This window comes from Aestuariibaculum lutulentum, assembly GCF_032926325.1.
Classification (GTDB): domain Bacteria; phylum Bacteroidota; class Bacteroidia; order Flavobacteriales; family Flavobacteriaceae; genus Aestuariibaculum; species Aestuariibaculum lutulentum.
Genome location: NZ_CP136709.1, coordinates 3,472,420 through 3,490,777, shown reverse-complemented (window position 1 = coordinate 3,490,777; position 18,358 = coordinate 3,472,420). Strand labels below are relative to the sequence as shown.

Below are 18,358 nucleotides of genomic sequence, written 5' to 3'. Positions count from 1 at the left end.
AGTGCTTCAAAATTTTAATTTAATTTTGCAAAAAAATAAAGAGTTAATCTAACTCTTTAAGAATGAAAGCTTAATCAAGACTTACTTAAAAAAATGAAATACATAAATTATATACTGATTGTTTTAGGAGCTGTAGTGGCTATATATTCGAAAGCAGGGGAAGAACAAAATCAGTATATTTTAATTGCTGGTATTATAATTTTAATGGCTGGAATATATAGGATTTCAAAAACGATACCTAGTAAAAACAGTGAAGAAAATATGTTTGAAGACAATGAAAATTAAAAACTATGTCGTTTAAGGTAGGTGATAAAGTATTGGTTTTAGACGAGGATATGTCTGGGGTGGTTCAGCAGGTGATGGGAGATACAGTTTCCATAGAAACTGAAGATGGCTTTTTGTTAAGTTTTCAGGCTTACGAGCTGGTTAAAACCCAGTCCAACAAAACCATAAAAGAAACATTATCTTCTTCATTAGGTATTGGTCAGGCCATTCAGGAAAAGGAACAATCGAAAAAGCGGACGCAGCAGCCTAAGAAACGCGCTAAAGATCGCTACGAACCAACCATGGAAGTCGATTTACATATACATCAATTAGTGAAGTCCTCGAGAGGGATGACTAATTATGATATGTTGACTTTGCAATTAGATACGGCTCGCCGGCAACTGGAATTCGCTATTAATAAACGTATTCAGAAAATTGTATTTATTCACGGCGTAGGTGAAGGCGTTTTAAAAACTGAGCTAGAATACCTTTTCGGTCGCTATAGTAATGTTAAATTTTATGATGCCAATTATCAGAAATACGGACTAGGGGCTACCGAGGTTTATATTTACCAGAACACGACTGATTATTAGTTGAATACAGGTGATAAGGTCTCCGTTTTTAAGCTACTGCTAATTTCAGAATCATCTAAAGTACCGAATTCTAAAACATCAAAAGAAATCACGCTTAAATCAATATCAAATACCGTTAATGTAACGCGGTATTCTTTGGTAATGTTGTGTGCTCTGTATGATGTTGCAGCTACAGATGTGCTTACTTCCGCATTTAAATAATCGGCACCAGCGTCAGGATTTGTAATGTCGTTTGCAGGGTTGTTATCCTGAGATTCGTTTTCTTCATCACGGGTATTAACACCATCACCATCATCATCAGCATCTAAATAATCAGGAATACCGTCGCCGTCAGTATCTTGTGCATCCTCTAAATTATCATCACCATTCGGGTCTGGATTCTCATCAATGGTTCTAATGTTATCACCATCGTCATCCAAGTCTAAATAATTTGGAATACCATCGTTATCGGTATCATCATCAGTTAAATCACCATTACCATTTATATCCTCAAGAATAGCAGGAATTCCATCGTTATCATCTTCAGTTAAAACCGTTCTAATGGTCACAGAGCCACTGGTAGCTTCGTAGTCTTCGGTTATTTTAACGTCGCTGTTAGGAATGTCGTTGCAAAACAAATCGCTTGGCAAAGATGAATTGCTATACATTCTGTAATTGAACGTATTTGTTGAAGATAAGCTAAATGTTTCTTCGTAAATATTGTTGTCTCCTAGTGTTAAAATCTCACTAAGGCTACTTAATTCAGAAATTCTTACCGACAAAGACTCTGAAGGGGCATTTTTTGTTTTATAGAATACTAAGCCATTAGTCCCGGTGCAAACCGAAAATTCGTCTTCAAAGTCGAATTCCACATCCAGAACATCTCCATCATCACAAGCCGAATAGGTTAATAAACTCAGGGTAGTTAAAGCAAAAAATATCTTACGCATTCTATTTGGGTTTTAAGGCAAAAATAAACGAATTGTATTTTATAACGTAGCATATTGTCAATAATTTTATTCTAAGTAATTTTGTGATGAAAAATACAATTATGCAACAGGTTTATTTTGATAATGCAGCAACAACGCCAATGAGAAGCGAGGTTGTAGAAGCGATTTCTGAAGTGATGAGAACAAATTATGGAAATGCATCGTCTTCACATAGTTTTGGTCGTTCGGCTAAAGTACTTGTAGAGAAAGCAAGAAAAACTATAGCCGGTTATTTAAATTGTTCTGCAGGTGAAATTGTATTTACTTCTGGAGGAACTGAAGCTGATAATCTAATTTTAAGATCAGCCGTTCGTGATTTAAAGGTGAAACATATTGTGACATCTAAAATTGAACATCATGCTATTTTGCATACAGTTCAGGCCTTAGAAAAAGAATATGGCATTCAAGTCAGTTATGTTAATCTCGATGCAAATGGTGATGTAGATTATCTGCATTTGGAAACTTTATTAGATACTGAAGAAAAGACCCTTGTTAGTTTGATGCATATAAATAATGAGATTGGTAATATTACAGATATTAAACGAATTTCTGATTTATGTAAAACATATGAGGCTCTATTTCATAGTGATGCGGTTCAATCCGTTGGTCATTATTCTCTTAATTTAGAGGATGTAAAAGTTGATTTTTTAGCAGCATCAGCTCATAAATTTCATGGACCTAAAGGAATAGGATTTGTATATGTAAGAAGAGATTCCGGTTTAAAGCCTTCAATTACTGGAGGAGAGCAGGAGCGAGGCTTACGTGCCGGAACTGAGAGTATACATAATATTGTAGGTATGGAAACCGCTTTTAAATTGGTATGTGATAATCTCGATACCGAGCAGAATTATTTAAAGGAGTTGAAAACGTATTTTATTGAAAAAGCTTCAGTTGTTATCCCAGATGTTTCCTTTAATGGACAATCAGGTAGTTTAAATCAAAGCACGAATACCATATTAAATTTACGTTTGCCAAACTCGAAGGTGGATGCGTCTATGATTTTGTTTCAACTGGATTTAAAAGGTATTGCCTGTTCTCGCGGAAGTGCCTGCCAAAGCGGAAGTAGTCAAAAATCGCATGTGCTTTCTGAGATTTTAAATTCTGAAGATTTACAAAAGCCATCGCTTCGTTTTTCGTTTAGTATTTTTAACACTAAAGAAGAAGTAGATTATGTTATAGGTGTTTTAAAGCACTCGTAAGTTGTTGTAAGAAAGATAATTCTTTCTTTATTTGTGTATTTTGACAGTTTTTCTTGTATTTTATCGAATAAATGTTATTTTTACGTTCCCTAAGTTTTAATTAATTCGATTACAAAATGTTAAAAATTGTCCCTATAGCGCTAACAGCGTTTTGTCTCTCATTTAGTTTAAATGCTCAAATAGGTATTGGTACGACTAGTCCAGACGAATCTTCAATTTTAGATATCTCTTCTGAATCTCAAGGTATGTTAACGCCCAGAATGACTACTGTTCAAAGGGTAGCTATATCTAATCCTGCAAAGGGTTTATTAGTGTTTGATACTAATGAAAATGCATTTTATAATTTCGACGGAACAAATTGGGTAAGACTTATTACAGAAAGTAGTATTAGTGATTATACAGGTTGGGCTGACTATTCCGATGGAGTATATACCGAAGCAAGTCCTTTAAGTTTAACAGCAAATAACAAAATAACATTACCTAATCATGCCAACACTATCAGAGATAGTCAAAAACCAATTGATGTGACTGAATTTTACAATTCTACAAATTCTACTATTACTGGGAGAAATGGAGACGGAATTAATATTGTAATAGAATTTAAGGTTAAACCAACGGTTAACCAAACTACAAAAATTACGGTGTCTGTTGATATAGGTGGAGGTATTGGAGAATTGTATAAAAGAGATTTTATTACTTCAAAAGGTGTTGGAGTTCAACATTATTATTTAAGTTCGTTTAATGCTTATACTTTAGATACATGGGAAGCTAATGGAGGAACTGTAAAAATAGTATCTGATTATGCTTCAGATATTTATGATATTCGATACATAATAACCAGAACTCATAAGGCGAGATAAGTTTTGTGATTTAAAGTTTTTTATTTTAAAACTTCATAGTTGTTCTCACATTAAATACTCTTGGTGTTAAATAATTAGGAATACCATATTGTCTTTTAGTATATACATCTCGTACCCAAGTGTTGGTGATGGAATTTTGCACATCGAACATGTTGTAAATTTCGAAACCAAAAGACAGTGCTTTAAATGGTTTTTTCCAGCCACTGTTAAATTGTTTATTTGCATCAACTAAAACAAACTGTAAGCCTAAATCGGCACGTTTATAATCCGGTAATCGGTTTTGGTATTCGTAAACATCGGCATAGCTCGGGGACCCACCTGGTAATCCTGTATTATATACTAAATTTAAATACACTTTTAAATTAGGGACGTTTGGTACATAATCCTGAAATAAAGCAGCAAATTTCAAACGTTGATCGGTGGGTCTGGCAATATAACCACGTTCATCGATATTCTCTTCAGTCTTTAAATATCCAAAGCTGAACCAAGATTCTGTTCCGGGCACAAATTCACCATTTAAACGCATATCCAGTCCATAAGCATAAGCTTTGGCATTGTTTGAAGCACGGTAGCGAATGCGAACGTTTTCAAGGGTATAGGTGTTAACGTCATTCAGATTTTTATAGTAAGCTTCGGAAGTTAGTTTAAACGGGCGATCCCACATTTTAAAACTGTAATCATTTCCTAATACAATATGATACGATTGTTGAGCTTTAACGTTAGGTTGAACCACGCCGTTGGCATCACGAAGTTCTCTGTAAAAAGGAGGCTGGTAATATAATCCAGTAGCCACTCTAAACAGCATATCTTTTTTCCAGTCTGGTTTTATTGCAAATTGAGCTCTTGGGCTAAAAACAGTTTGGTTAGTTTTTTCAATACCCATACCGTTAACCGACCAGTTATGGGCTCTTACTCCAGCATTGTACCAAACATCGCTGGACCCAATAGTGCTACGTTTACTCCATTGTAAATAGGCTTGTATACGGTCTATTTGTGTTTTATTTACGCTTCTTACATTCTGAAAAGCCTCCAATGGTCCTGAATACGCAACATAAGGTTGTTCGTTTGGTGATGTTTTTGGCGGACGAATAGAAAACCCTGCCGAATCGATAACTTCCCATTCAATTAATCGGTCGCGAATATCTTCATGGGTATATTTTACAGACCATTCAAATCTATTGTTATTAATCTTATAATCCCCTTTGTGCTCAAAATTACTTATTAAGGCATCTAAATCGTTTCGTCCGTGATTTAGCTGACTTCCAATACCGCGGCTATACTCAACTTCACCAAGATTTTCACCACCTATATCCGTATTTACTTCACCTAATCTGTACTGTGCTAAGATATCAAAATACTCTTCTTCCGTGGTATGATAGGTTGAGGCTAATAAATTTAAATTCAAATTATCGTTAGCGAAATAGGTGCCTTTAAAAGCGCCGAAAAAGGTACGATACTGATCTTTTTCCTGTCCTTCGTAAAACACCAAAAGTGCTATTGGGTTGCTAAATGTACCGAAGTTCGTTTGGCGTGTTTCGGGTTGATAGTTGTATTTGTTTATGGAAGCATTTCCTAAAAAGCTTAAATGAAATTTATTTGAGAATTTATAAGTTAAATAGGTTTGAATATCAGCAAACGAAGGCTGATAATTCGTTTCTGTTTCTTTTTCATCTACCAACAAGCTGTTGTCGCGATAACGTATACCAGCGATACCTGTAAACTTTGAATCTTTACTAATGTTTTCAACGGATATGCTTCCGCCTAATAAACTTAAATCTGTATTAACTTCAAATTGATAAGGTGTTTTGTAAGTGATATCTAAAACCGATGATAATTTGTCTCCGTATTTAGCTTGAAATCCACCGGCTGAGAAATCGACGTTTTGTACTAAATCTGTATTCACGAAACTTAATCCTTCCTGTTGCCCGGAACGAATTAAAAAAGGTCTGTAAACTTCAATACCATTTACATAAACAAGATTTTCGTCGTAATTACCACCTCGTACGGAATACTGTGTACTCAGTTCATTATTATTGCTAACCCCCGGAAGGGTTAAAAGCAGGTTCTCGACACCGGCGTTTGCTCCCGGGATTTTTCGAATCGTTTCCGGTTTTAAAGTGATGATACCTTCAACCTCTCTTTGACTTGTATTATTGATAATTATCGTTGCAATTTGCTCGGTTGCTGTATTCATTACCGGGTTGAATTCAAGTATTTCACCATTTTTAAGATGAAATTTGCTTGCTACCTTTTTATAAGACAGGTGAGTGAATTCAACCGATATATCTTGATTCGCCGGTATATTAAAAATGTAGAATCCATTATTATTGGTGGTGGTTCCGCTGGTATTCCATTTAATATTTACGTTAGGAATAGGAGTATTGTTATCGTCTAAAATGATTCCTTTTATTGTTGCTGTTTGAGATATACCAGAAATTGATACAACAAAAAACAGAAGGGTAATAACGTAAAATTTGCTTTTCAAAGGTAATTTAGTTTTTTCTATAGAATACAGACTCAAATGTAGAACTATTTCCAACATTATCGGTAACTATAAGTTTGAAATTATTTTTAGTTTCCGTTGAAACATGATCGTTAAAATCGAAAGTTAGTGTTTTGTTTTTATATTCATATTCCATTAAAATCCACTTACCATTTATAGTTGCTCTGTAATTTGAAATTCCAGACCCGGAATCATCAATTTTTAACTTTAAAAAGCGATAGTTGCTTATCCATTGTTCGTTTTTAAAATTAACAGCAGTAATGGTTGGGTTTGTGGTATCTGCCGTTAAGGTATAAGAGCCCAGATATTTAGTATTAGCAATTAAAGTATCTCCAACCCTTTTTGTTTCGGTATATACAGGGTAGTTGTTTTTTCTTCCGACCAATCTGGAAATAAATAACTTGTTTTTATCTGCATCATTGAAATGACTAACATTAAAATTAATGTTGAAATTATTCTTAGTCGGAATAATATCTTTATGTAAAGTTAGTGTATCGTTTTTTACATTAAAATCGATATAGAAATTTTCGTAAAATGTATTGGGGTAAAAGTGAACGGCTACGTTTCCAGCTTTTAAATTAGTGCTTTGGTTGGCGTATATATAATAAGGTGTTTTTTCTTCGGTTTTTACAGAAGAGGTTTTGTTGCCTTTAATATTTACTGTAACCCAGGCTTCATTATTTTCAAAATCTAAAATTAGAATTTTATAGATAGAGTTTGTGCTGTCGGCAATAATTAAATTTCCGTTGTTTAACTCCGGGCTATATAAACTTAAGTTATTGTTTTGATTGAATAATTTTTGAACACGATGTTTGGTTTCTGTGTAATGTTCATAATCGATAAGCTGATTAATGTTTCGCGACTCATCAAAAGAAAACGATTGGAAATTGATTTCAAAATTCTGATTACCGTTTAAAAACGATTGAATCTGATAAACACCATTAGAGTTAGCTGCTAAATTTTGTCTGTCGTTGGTTTCGACCCCAATCCCAATAGTTCCGTAGGCTTCAATGTTTTCGGTAGTATAATCACCTGAAGCCAGAGGTATTAATCTAAGTTTTTGTTTTTTATTTGAATTATTTACCGTTGAAGAATCGTTTAACGGATAGGCGTAAACAGACTTAACAGTTGGTTTTGTGGTGTCTGCGACATCAATTCCAAAAAGCATGGGGTTTAATGTATGTTCTTCTTTGTTTCTAATTTCAAAATGCAGGTGTGGTCCGCCAGAACCACCAGTATTTCCACTGTAAGCCACATGCTCTCCTTTTAACACTTTTATTTCGTCGGCGGTAGGGAATAATTCAATTTCATAAGATTCTGCTTCGTATTGATGCTTTTTTACATAAGTTTCAATCTCTGGAGCAAACTTTTGTAAATGTGCGTAAACTGTTGTGTATCCGTTAGGGTGAGTAATATAAAGTGCTTTGCCATAGCCATAATGAGAAATTTTAATACGACTAATAAAACCATCGGCAGCAGAGATAACTCTCAACCCTTCTCGCTGCTGTGTTTTTATATCTAAACCGGAATGAAAGTGGTTTGATCGCAATTCAGCAAAGGTTCCAGAAAGAATTAATGGCACCTCTAAAGGATTGCCAAAATAATCCTGAGGGTAATTATTCTGAGCCTGAGTAATTAAAGAAAAAGTTGTAAGTAGAAATAGGACTAATCGCATAAAAAAGTAGTTGTTGCTAAGTTATAAATTTGGTGTTACACTGCAAAAATAAAAGAAAAATCAAGCCATCACATTGATTTAGAGTATTAACGAGAAATTTCAAATTTTATTAAAAAACAATTGTTATTTATACTAAGGTATGTTAACTTTGTGTAATAAGTATTGAAATTTGCAAATGGGTAATATTGAAGATATTGTAGATTCTTTAGAAAGCAAAATTAGCAAAGTATTACATAGATTAGAGCTTTTAAAGCTTGAAAACTCGAAGCTAAAGGAAGAACTGGTAGCTTCAAGACAAGAGATTTCGGCCCAAAAAGAGCATATTGCAAACTGGGAAGAGAAATATGAAGCTCTTAGAATGGCAAATACAATACTTGGCAGTGACGAAAGTAAAAGAGAAACTAAGCTTAAAATAAATGCTTTAATTAGAGATATAGATCATTGTATTGCTCAGCTCTCAGATTAAACATAAAACAAATCAATGTCAGACAAGCTTAAAATAAAGCTATCTATAGCAAATAGGGTATATCCTTTAAATATTGACCCAAGTCAGGAAGAAGGATTGCGTAAAGCAGCTAAGAATATCGAGGCAATGATTAAGCAATTTGAGCAAAGTTATTCTGTTCGAGATAAGCAGGATGTATTAGCGATGTGTGCGTTACAGTTTGCGGCTCAGGTGGAGCAGAAGTCTATTGATAAGGAGCATGTAAACGAACATGTTGAAGATAAATTAAATGCGTTAAACGATTTACTTCAATCTTATTTAGTCTCTTAGCGTTCTTTAAAATAAGTTAAAAATACTGCCTGCATTAGTGATTTTTTTTGATAAACTCAACGTTAATTCTTTAAAAAGGGTGAGTTTAAGTTGTTAAAGCATGCTGCCTTGAGCAGACCCTTGATCAGCTTGTTAACCCTAAACTTGTTTTTAAGGAGTTTATACAAAACTTTATACTGGTGTGGGCTTTTTTATATGTTTAAATCAACTAAAATCAATAATGGATAACTCAATTATATTAATTGCAGGAGGGGGAGTCATAGGGATAGCAATAGGTTTTGTTATTGCTAAGGTATTAGAAAAAAACAATGCATCTAAACTGGTAAAGGAAGCCAAGAAAAGTGCCGGTTTAATTATTAAAGAAGCTAATAGCGAAGGCGAAGCGATAAAAAAAGATAAAATTCTTCAGGCTAAAGAGAAATTTATCGAGCTTAAGTCTGAGCATGAAAAGGTGATTTTATCTCGTGATAAAAAAATGGCGGAAGCCGAGAAACGTACACGTGATAAAGAATCTCAGGTGTCTAGTGAATTAGCTAAAAACAAAAAACTTAACGAAAGTTTAGACGCTAAATTAAAGGATTACGATCACAGATTAGATGTTTTAGATAAAAAACAGGAAGAAATAGATCGCTTACACAAAAGCCAGGTAGAACAACTGGAAGTCATTTCAAGTTTATCGGCTGAAGAAGCTAAAGCACAGTTGGTGGAGTCTTTAAAAGGTGAAGCGAGAAACGATGCGATGGCTTATATTCAAAATGCTTTAGAGGAAGCTAAATTAACGGCTGAGCAGGAAGCTAAGAAAGTCATCATCAACACAATTCAGCGTATTGGTACAGAAGAGGCGGTTGACAACTGTGTATCTGTATTCAACATTGAATCAGACGATGTTAAAGGACGTATTATTGGTCGTGAAGGTCGTAATATTAGAGCTATTGAAGCAGCTACAGGAGTTGAAATTATTGTTGATGATACACCAGAAGCTATTATTCTTTCATGTTTTGATGCGGTACGTCGTGAGGTGGCACGTTTATCATTGCACAAATTGGTAACGGATGGGCGTATTCACCCAGCTCGTATTGAAGAAGTGGTTCAAAAAACACAGAAACAAATCGAGCAGGAAATTATCGAAGTTGGTAAACGTACAGTTATCGATTTAGGAATTCACAACTTACATCCGGAATTAATTAAGATGGTTGGTAGAATGAAATACCGTTCGTCTTACGGACAAAACCTGTTACAACACTCGCGTGAAGTTGCTAAACTTTGTGGGGTTATGGCTGCCGAACTTGGTTTAAATCCAAAATTAGCGAAACGCGCCGGTTTATTACATGATATAGGAAAAGTGCCGGATGCTGAAGCAGATATGGAAACGCCTCACGCTATTTTAGGTATGCAGTGGGCTGAGAAGTTCGGAGAGAAAGAAGATGTGTGTAACGCGATTGGAGCACACCACGACGAGATAGAAATGAAGTCTTTATTAGCGCCAATTATTCAGGTTTGTGATGCTATCTCAGGAGCAAGACCAGGGGCAAGACGTCAGGTGTTAGATAGCTATATTCAACGTCTTAAAGATCTTGAAGATATTGCTTTCGGATTTAACGGTGTTAAGAAAGCTTATGCTATTCAAGCGGGTAGAGAGTTACGTGTTATTGTTGAAAGTGAAAAAGTAGATGATCAAAAAGCTGCTGATTTATCATTCAACATATCTCAAAAAGTTCAAACGGATATGACCTATCCTGGTCAAGTTAAAGTAACGGTTATTAGAGAAACCAGAGCGGTAAATATTGCGAAGTAATTATCGTTTTAATAGATATTAAAAAAAGCCTCAACACATGTTGAGGCTTTTTTATTTTCTGGGATGATACATTTCTACCACTTTAGTTAAATGGCTTTTATCTAAATGCACATAGATTTCGGTGGTTGTAATGCTTTCGTGACCTAGCATGAGTTGAATGGAACGTAAGTCTGCGTTATTTTGTAAAAGATGTGTAGCAAACGAATGTCTGAAGGTATGTGGCGAAATACTTTTCTTTAGTCCAATTTTTTCGGCTAACTGTTTGATGATGGTAAAAATCATAGCGCGCGTTAATTGTTTGCCACGACGATTTAAAAACAAGGTGTCTTCATGTCCGGGTTGAATAAGGAGATGATTTCTAATTTCACTACGGTAAATATTGATGTATTTTTGAGTGACTTCAACAATTGGGACAAAACGTTGTTTATCACCTTTTCCTGTTACTTTAATAAAACCTTCATCAAAGAATAAGTCAGAAAGTTTTAAATTGATGAGTTCGCTAACTCGTAAACCACAGCCGTAAAGGGTTTCTAAAATGGCCCGGTTACGTTCGCCTTCAGGTTTACTTAAATCTATGGCGCCAATAAGTTTGTCTATTTCTTCTTCAGATAAGGTATCAGGAAGTTTTCGTCCTATTTTTGGAGACTCAATAAGATCTAACGGATTGGTTTCACGGTAATCTTCAAAAACTAGATAATTAAAAAAACTACGTAAACCGGAAATGATTCGAGACTGTGATCTGGCATTGACTAGCTTTGCCGTTTCATAAATAAACTGCTGAATACTTTCCGTTTTTATATCTATAGGAGAAATAGCATCATTATGAGCTTCTAAATACTTTATAAGTTTTCTAATGTCAAGAGAATAATTATCGATAGAGTTTTGAGATAGCCCTCGTTCTATTTTTAAATATAACTGATAATCTTTTAAAGCGTTTTCCCATTTCATGAAGGTAAAAGTAAGGTATTTCTATTTTAAACAAATTGAAGCATGTAAAAATTGTTTTTAATAAAATAAAAAAGCCGGAAGAATACTTCCGACTTTTTTATCTATTCAGAAAGATTAGAATCTCTACTAAATGGTTATTGATTTAATTTTGGTTGATTGTTGGTAATAATTATGAAATTATATTAGAATCTACCAGTAATCATGTTAATTAAATCGATAATCCACCAAACACCTAATCCCATCGCTGTAACAATGAATACAATGTTCCAAAGGATTGGTTTTCCGTAGTACCATCTGTGTCCTGCAGCCCATCCTAAGAAGAACCATAATAAAATACCAATCACTAAATTATCACCTACAGCAGAAGCTATTGGTGTTAAAACTTCAGTGGTTGTCGAACTGCCAGCTAATTCTGTAACTGTTCTTTTTACAGGAAAAGATGCGTAACTAGTAGCGTATGAAACTAAAGTCACTAATAATGTAAGTAAAAATTTAATTTTCATAATTAATCATTTTTATGTTTGTTGATACAATTTAAAAAAAAATCCTGTATCTATCTAATAAACACTTAGTTATTTTCTTTCATAATATATTCTTCTTTTCTTACTTGCTTATTAATTGCGGGAAGGGTTGCGTTTATAAAGGTTTTTTATATTTCTTAAATTGATTTTTTTTGAAAATGCATTTAATAAAGAAACAATACCCATTTATTTCTTTTAAGAGTTAGCTGTCTTGTAGACCTATAATAACAACAAAAAAAATACTTTATTAACGAAGAAACGTAGGGGCTTGATTTCGAAAGTAAAAACAAGAATAATGTCAGTAAAAATTTAGTTTTAAAAATTAATTATTTTATGTTTGTTAATGTAACCTGTCAAAAAAATTAATATGTTAAGAAACCGCCTTTTATTTTTTATGGTATTAGTTTATCCAATATTTATTAGTGCTCAGGAAGCCTATGAATATATCGGATTTGTTAGAATTAATGATACGGTTAATATTGCTTATAAAGTTTCTTTAACCGAGCAAAAAGGAGAGGTGAAGGGTTATTCGTTAACAGGTATGGGCGGAGAGCATGAAACCCGATCAACTATTCGTGGCGAATATTATGAGGATAAAAAGCAATTAAATTTTAGAGAAACGGGAATTGTTTATACCAAGTCTCCTGTAAATCAGAATGATTTTTGTTTTATAAATACAACAATAGAAAATTTTTCTTTTAAAAAGGACAATAAGATTAAAGCTGATTTTATTGGTTTGTTTCCAGACAATACGAAATGTATTGATGGAGAAATTATGTTGAGCCCTTTAGAAAAAATGGAAGCCAAGTTTGATAAAGTGATGACTAAAATAAATAAGTCGAAGCGTGTGTCAGATAGTATTAAGGAGAAATTGAGCTCTATGAAAATGATGGATTCCCTTAATATGAACATACTTCGTAAAGATCAAACTTTAAGTGTGTTTTCAAAATCCAAGAATGTCTCTTTAATTATTTACGATGGTGGAAAAGAGGATGGCGACAAAATAACCATTTCAGTAAACGGTAAAACCTTGATTTCAAATTTTGAAGCAACTAATAAGTCAAAACAAATTAATCTTGATTTAGCCGAAGGAAAAACGTCTATTGTAATTAATGCTGTTAACGAAGGAAGCATAGCTCCTAATACTGTTATTGTGGAGTTGAAAGATGGAGACAATACCATAAAAGCCATGTCTAATTTAAAGAAAGGTGAGAAGACACAAATAGATTTTTTAAAAATTAAATAAGTACGACATAAACTTAAATGAAAAAGCTAATAATTATTAATGGTCCGAATTTAAACCTATTAGGAAAACGCGAACCAGCCATTTACGGCAGTTTAACGTTTACCGAGTTTTTCGATACCATTAAAGAGAAATTTGAAGGCGTAACCTTAGAATATTATCAATCAAATGTTGAAGGTGAAATTATTAATAAATTACACGAGGTAGGATTTAGTTACGACGGTGTCATTTTAAACGCCGGAGCATATACACATACATCAATAGGTATTGGCGATGCGATTAAAGGCATTGAAACACCGGTGGTAGAAGTGCATATTTCTAATACGTTTGGGCGTGAGGAGTTCAGGCATCAATCGTATATTTCTCCTAATGCCAAAGGGGTTATTTTAGGCTTTGGTTTGCAAAGTTATGAACTAGCTATACAGAGTTTTATTTAGAAAGTTTAGACGTTTTAGATTTCTAGATTATTAGACTAATCACATAAATTAAAATAAAAAAGGTTCCAGTAAAACACTGGAACCTTTTTTGTATCTAAAAACCTAATTTTCTGACTTGTCTAAAAAGCCCGAAATTAGATATGAATTACTTCATCGTAAGCAGCAGCAACAGCTTCCATTACCGCTTCACTCATAGTTGGGTGAGGGTGAACTGCTTTTAATACTTCATGACCTGTAGTTTCTAATTTTCTGGCAACAACAGCTTCAGCAATCATATCGGTAACACCAGCACCAATCATATGGCAACCTAACCATTCACCGTATTTAGCATCGAAAATAACTTTTACAAATCCGTCTTTATTTCCGCCAGCACTTGCTTTTCCTGAAGCTGAGAATGGGAACTTACCGATTTTAACCTCGTATCCTTTTTCTTTAGCTTGTTTTTCAGTTAAACCAACGCTTGCAATTTCAGGAGTAGCGTAAGTACACCCAGGAATATTTCCGTAGTCTAAAGCTTCAACGTGTTGTCCAGCAATTTTTTCAACACATAAAATACCTTCAGCAGAAGCTACGTGTGCTAAAGCCTGACCAGGAGTAACGTCTCCGATTGCGTAGTAACCTGGAATGTTAGTTTGGTAGAAACTGTTTACTAATATTTTATCGCGGTCTACAACAATACCAACATCTTCTAATCCGATGTTTTCAATGTTTGTTTTTATACCTACAGCGCTTAAGATGATATCTGCTTCTAAAACTTCTTCTCCTTTTGCCGTTTTTACAGTAGCTTTAACACCATCACCAGAAGTATCAACTTTAGTTACTTCAGCAGAGGTCATAATATTAATTCCGCTTTTCTTGAATGAACGCTCTAATTGTTTAGATACATCTTCGTCTTCAACAGGAACAATGTTTGGTAAGTACTCAACAATGGTTACTTCTGTTCCCATAGAATTGTAGAAGTATGCAAACTCCACACCGATAGCTCCCGAACCAACAACAATCATTTTCTTTGGTTGTTCAGGTAAAGTCATTGCTTCTCTGTATCCAATTACTTTCTTACCGTCTTGTGGTAAACTTGGTAATTCGCGAGAACGTGCTCCGGTTGCAATAATAATATGGTCTGCGCTATATTCAGTTCCGTCTACGTCAACCTTTTTACCTGGTTTAAGTGTTCCGTAACCGTTAATAACATCAATTTTATTCTTTTTCATTAAGAACTGAACACCTTTGCTCATGCCTTCCGCAACACCACGGCTACGTTTTACAACGGCATCAAAATCGTGTTCTGCTTCCTTAACTTTTAGTCCGTAATCTTCAGCATGCTTAAGATACTCAAATACTTGGGCAGATTTTAGTAACGCTTTGGTTGGAATACATCCCCAATTTAAACATACACCACCAAGGTTTTCTTTTTCAACAATGGCAGTTTTAAAACCTAACTGCGATGCTCTAATAGCCGTTACATAACCACCAGGACCACTTCCAAGAACAATAATATCGTATTTACTCATGAGATTTTTTTAATCGTTATTTTTCCGGCTACGAATTTACGAAACCTTATTCATATAAAGAATTTAGAACCCATTAAATTTGTATCTTTTATTACCTTTGTTAGTAAGATTTACTATATGAACATACCCAGAACAAGTTTTCCCCGAGTTGTAATTATAGGCGGTGGTTTTGCAGGCGTATCACTGGCAAAAAAGTTATCAAAGCAGGAAGTACAGGTGGTTTTGTTGGATAAGCATAATTACCACACGTTTCAACCATTACTATATCAGGTATCTACCGGCGGACTTGAACCCGATTCTATTGCTTATCCTATTCGTAAAATTCTAAAAGACTTCCCTAATTTTCATTTTAGACTGGCAAATGTTGAAGAAATAAATACAGAAGCTAAAAAAGTAATCACCGATATCGGAACTTTAAAATTCGATTATTTGGTGGTCGCTTCAGGTTCTAAAACCAATTATTTTGGAAATACTGAAATAGAAAAGAACAGTATGGCGATGAAAACCATACCACAATCTTTAAATTTAAGGAGTTTAATTCTTGAAAATTTTGAAGATGCTTTATTGACTTCAGATTTAAATGAACGCAATGCCCTTATGAATTTCGTAATTGTGGGCGGCGGACCAACAGGAGTAGAGTTGGCGGGTGCATTGGCGGAAATTAAGAAAGGGATTCTTCCTAAAGATTATCCCGATTTAGATACACGTATGGCTCAAATTCACATCATTCAATCTGGCGATTGTGTGTTAAAAGGGATGAGTGATAAGGCATCAGCTAAAGCAGAAGACTTTTTAGAAAAACTTGGTGTGCATATCTGGAAAAATGTACGTGTAACCAATTACGACGGGAAATCGGTAACAACAAATTCCGATTTAACTTTTGAGACTGCGACTTTAATCTGGGCAGCAGGTGTGAAGGGAGCAACCATAAAAGGTTTGGATGCTTCTGAATTTATAACCAGAGGAAACCGAATTTTGGTTAATGAGTTTAATCAGGTAAAGGGATTCAATCATATTTTTGCAGTAGGAGATGTAGCCTTTATGGAAACTGAAGAGTACCCTGAAGGATTCCCAATGATGGCGCAGCCGGCTATTCAGCAAGGAAAACAATTGGGTGAAAATATGTTGAGGCTAATTGAAGGGAAACCTATGAAGCCTTTTGAGTATAAAGATAAAGGAGCTATGGCAACTATTGGTAGAAATAAAGCTGTGGTCGATTTGCCAAGGTTTAAATTTCAAGGAGTTTTAGCATGGTATGTTTGGATGTTTGTGCACTTGTTTTTTCTAATAGGATTTAGAAACCGAATGGTTGTTTTTGTTAACTGGGTTTATAACTACATACGTTTTGATCGAGAAGCCAGATTAATTATCACACCATTTAAAAGGACTCTAAAGTCAAAATTCTAGTTTCTGTTTTTTCTTATTTCATTGGTAGGAAATGAAATATAGTCGTGTAATCTGTTTATTATCAGTTATTTTGAGTAAATTTAAAGAGATTAATTAACCAAAAATTTATTCAAAATGAAAAAACTCGCTATTATCTGCATGATGGTACCCTCACTCATCATGTACTCTCAGACAAAAAAAAACGGAACTATTTACATTGAACATCCTGCCATTAAAGTTGTAGAAGACATGACTAAGGCTTTTGTTGAAGGCGATACTGTTAAAGTTGCCAGTTATTTAGCAGACGATTTTAAAGCCTATAATGGTATGAATACCGACCCCGATAACGAAGGCGTCGATAAAAGCCGATATCTGAAACAAGTGGCCTTCTGGAAAAATAACACATCATATTTAAGTATTGAACGAGCTAAGGGAGCCTATCCTGATGCTTTAGAGTATAAAGAATCGGGGTTGTGGGTGCAAACCTGGGATTTTTTAAAAGGTGTTCACGACAAAACGGGGGTGAAATTAAATATGCAACTCCACAGGTTATTTGTTATAAATGATGATAACAAAATTAAGATGGTGATTACCTATGACGATGGTACTGTGTTTGATGCTATCGGTCAGGCACGAGACGTAAGAACAAATGGTACAATTTATAATGAGCACGAATACATAAATAAAGTACGTCGTATGGTAAGTGCGCTTGAAAATGCCGATGTAGAAAAAGGCTTTAGTTACTTCACCGAAAATGCAAAATTTTCGAATTTAGATATGGCTGATGGCGAAACTCATACTTTAGCCGAAGAGAAAGAAGGCTTTACAAAAATGCTGGAAGACTGGACTATTGATGCTATTGATGTGGTGGGTTATCCAGATTATTTAGAGTACGAAATTTGGGGAGGCAAAGTCGTGCAATCCTGGTGGAAAGTTAGAATGACGCGTAAAAAAGACGACAAGAAATTTGTGCTACCAATGATGTTGACTCATAATTTTAATGATGACGGCATGATTGTTAGAGAAATAGGGTATTACACCATGAAAGCTTTAATGGATTAAAAAAGATTACCAGAATGAAAAAGCCTTCAAAATTTAATTTTGAAGGCTGTTTTTATAAATCATCGGTAAAATGCTTTCTTGATTTTTCCTGATTAAATTTTTTAGTATTATATGTTGAAGATTGGCCTTTCGGAATTGATAAAGATTCCCAGTCTTCACCTTTTAATAATTTTCCTAAAAATACAATTTGGCCAGTATGGTAAGAGTAATGTGCTAATTGCCGATTGATGGCCTCTAAAACTGTATGTCCTTCATTTCTAATGTAAATAATAGTTTCTAAATCTGGAGTTGTTAGTGGTGTAATCGCTTTAAATAAACAATGCCAGCCACTTTCCCAGGATGCGATCATGTCTTCTTTTGAGGTGTAAGAAGCAATAAATTCATCTTCTCGATTGCGCCACGATTTCTCGCCGTCTACGGCTAAAAAATTAGTCCAGCGGCTTAACATATTGCCAACCATATGTTTGGCAATAATCGAAATACTATTGGAGTCCTCACTACTTTGCCAGGAAATTTCATCAAAAGTCAGCTGATTAAAGGTTTTGTCTCCCAAATTTTTGTAGTATTCAAACTGCTTAATAATACTGGTTAAATAACTTTCCATAGGTTAAAATTAGG

18 protein-coding genes and 1 other RNA gene are annotated in these 18,358 nt (G+C 34.4%); 12 read left to right on the top strand and 7 right to left on the bottom strand.

Annotation, left to right across the window (positions count from 1 at the left end; translation table 11 throughout):
• Positions 1–93: 93 nt before the first annotated feature.
• Positions 94–285, top strand: coding sequence for a hypothetical protein (locus R1X58_RS14770; protein ID WP_240573124.1), 192 nt, complete (start codon positions 94–96; stop codon positions 283–285).
• 5 nt (positions 286–290) lie between these two features.
• Positions 291–857 (top strand): Smr/MutS family protein, encoded by a 567-nt coding sequence (locus R1X58_RS14765; protein ID WP_240573122.1) that lies wholly within the window; start codon positions 291–293, stop codon positions 855–857.
• Here R1X58_RS14765 and R1X58_RS14760 read toward each other — a convergent pair.
• On the bottom strand, positions 854–1,786 hold the full coding sequence (locus R1X58_RS14760; protein ID WP_240573121.1) for a hypothetical protein: 933 nt from the start codon (positions 1,784–1,786) through the stop codon (positions 854–856). The genes R1X58_RS14765 and R1X58_RS14760 overlap by 4 nt on opposite strands.
• A 101-nt stretch (positions 1,787–1,887) precedes the next feature.
• On the opposite strand from R1X58_RS14760, the gene R1X58_RS14755 reads away from it, so the two are divergent.
• Positions 1,888–3,024, top strand: a complete 1,137-nt coding sequence (locus R1X58_RS14755; RefSeq protein ID WP_240573464.1) for a cysteine desulfurase family protein — start codon at positions 1,888–1,890, stop codon at positions 3,022–3,024.
• A 116-nt stretch (positions 3,025–3,140) separates the two neighbouring features.
• The gene (locus R1X58_RS14750; protein ID WP_240573119.1) at positions 3,141–3,884 is read left to right on the top strand and encodes a hypothetical protein; all 744 of its coding nucleotides are present in this window, start codon (positions 3,141–3,143) and stop codon (positions 3,882–3,884) included.
• A gap of 25 nt (positions 3,885–3,909) precedes the next feature.
• Here the strand turns inward: R1X58_RS14750 and R1X58_RS14745 are convergent, their stop codons facing one another.
• Positions 3,910–6,426: a TonB-dependent receptor plug domain-containing protein gene (locus R1X58_RS14745; protein WP_240573117.1), complete on the bottom strand. Its 2,517-nt coding sequence runs from the start codon at positions 6,424–6,426 to the stop codon at positions 3,910–3,912.
• Entirely contained in the window at positions 6,377–8,062 is a 1,686-nt protein-coding gene (locus tag R1X58_RS14740) for a M23 family metallopeptidase (protein WP_240573116.1), read from the bottom strand. Before R1X58_RS14740 ends, R1X58_RS14745 begins: the two co-directional genes overlap by 50 nt.
• A 175-nt stretch (positions 8,063–8,237) precedes the next feature.
• Between R1X58_RS14740 and R1X58_RS14735 the strand changes: the two genes are divergently transcribed.
• From R1X58_RS14735 to rny, 4 genes are all read left to right on the top strand, one after another.
• Positions 8,238–8,528: a hypothetical protein gene (locus tag R1X58_RS14735; protein WP_240573114.1), complete on the top strand. Its 291-nt coding sequence runs from the start codon at positions 8,238–8,240 to the stop codon at positions 8,526–8,528.
• Positions 8,529–8,543: 15 nt separating this feature from the next.
• Positions 8,544–8,837, top strand: coding sequence for a cell division protein ZapA (locus R1X58_RS14730; protein WP_240573112.1), 294 nt, complete (start codon positions 8,544–8,546; stop codon positions 8,835–8,837).
• A 54-nt stretch (positions 8,838–8,891) separates the two neighbouring features.
• Positions 8,892–8,998: non-coding RNA, 6S RNA (gene ssrS / locus R1X58_RS14725), on the top strand.
• Positions 8,999–9,057: 59 nt separating this feature from the next.
• Positions 9,058–10,632 carry a ribonuclease Y gene (rny, locus tag R1X58_RS14720; RefSeq protein ID WP_240573111.1) on the top strand — a complete coding sequence of 525 codons (1,575 nt, stop codon included), beginning with the start codon at positions 9,058–9,060 and terminating at the stop codon, positions 10,630–10,632.
• A gap of 51 nt (positions 10,633–10,683) precedes the next feature.
• On the opposite strand, the gene xerD is transcribed toward rny, so the two are convergent.
• Together xerD and R1X58_RS14710 are read right to left on the bottom strand one after the other, a co-directional pair.
• On the bottom strand, positions 10,684–11,580 hold the full coding sequence (gene xerD, locus R1X58_RS14715) for a site-specific tyrosine recombinase XerD (RefSeq protein WP_240573109.1): 897 nt from the start codon (positions 11,578–11,580) through the stop codon (positions 10,684–10,686).
• A 182-nt stretch (positions 11,581–11,762) separates the two neighbouring features.
• Entirely contained in the window at positions 11,763–12,083 is a 321-nt protein-coding gene (locus tag R1X58_RS14710; protein ID WP_240573108.1) for a TM2 domain-containing protein, read from the bottom strand.
• A 412-nt stretch (positions 12,084–12,495) separates the two neighbouring features.
• On the opposite strand from R1X58_RS14710, the gene R1X58_RS14705 reads away from it, so the two are divergent.
• Complete coding sequence (locus tag R1X58_RS14705) at positions 12,496–13,347, top strand: hypothetical protein (protein WP_258228526.1); 852 nt, start codon at positions 12,496–12,498, stop codon at positions 13,345–13,347.
• Positions 13,348–13,364: 17 nt separating this feature from the next.
• Positions 13,365–13,781, top strand: coding sequence for a type II 3-dehydroquinate dehydratase (gene aroQ, locus R1X58_RS14700; protein ID WP_240573104.1), 417 nt, complete (start codon positions 13,365–13,367; stop codon positions 13,779–13,781).
• A 134-nt stretch (positions 13,782–13,915) separates the two neighbouring features.
• Here the strand turns inward: aroQ and lpdA are convergent, their stop codons facing one another.
• Entirely contained in the window at positions 13,916–15,292 is a 1,377-nt protein-coding gene (gene lpdA, locus R1X58_RS14695) for a dihydrolipoyl dehydrogenase (RefSeq protein ID WP_240573102.1), read from the bottom strand.
• A gap of 117 nt (positions 15,293–15,409) precedes the next feature.
• Here lpdA and R1X58_RS14690 point away from each other — a divergent pair, with 117 nt between their 5' ends.
• Positions 15,410–16,699, top strand: coding sequence for an NAD(P)/FAD-dependent oxidoreductase (locus R1X58_RS14690; protein WP_240573100.1), 1,290 nt, complete (start codon positions 15,410–15,412; stop codon positions 16,697–16,699).
• A 114-nt stretch (positions 16,700–16,813) separates the two neighbouring features.
• Entirely contained in the window at positions 16,814–17,740 is a 927-nt protein-coding gene (locus R1X58_RS14685; RefSeq protein WP_240573099.1) for a nuclear transport factor 2 family protein, read from the top strand.
• Positions 17,741–17,792: 52 nt separating this feature from the next.
• On the opposite strand, the gene R1X58_RS14680 is transcribed toward R1X58_RS14685, so the two are convergent.
• Entirely contained in the window at positions 17,793–18,344 is a 552-nt protein-coding gene (locus R1X58_RS14680) for a DUF1572 family protein (RefSeq protein WP_240573098.1), read from the bottom strand.
• Positions 18,345–18,358 lie beyond the last annotated feature (14 nt).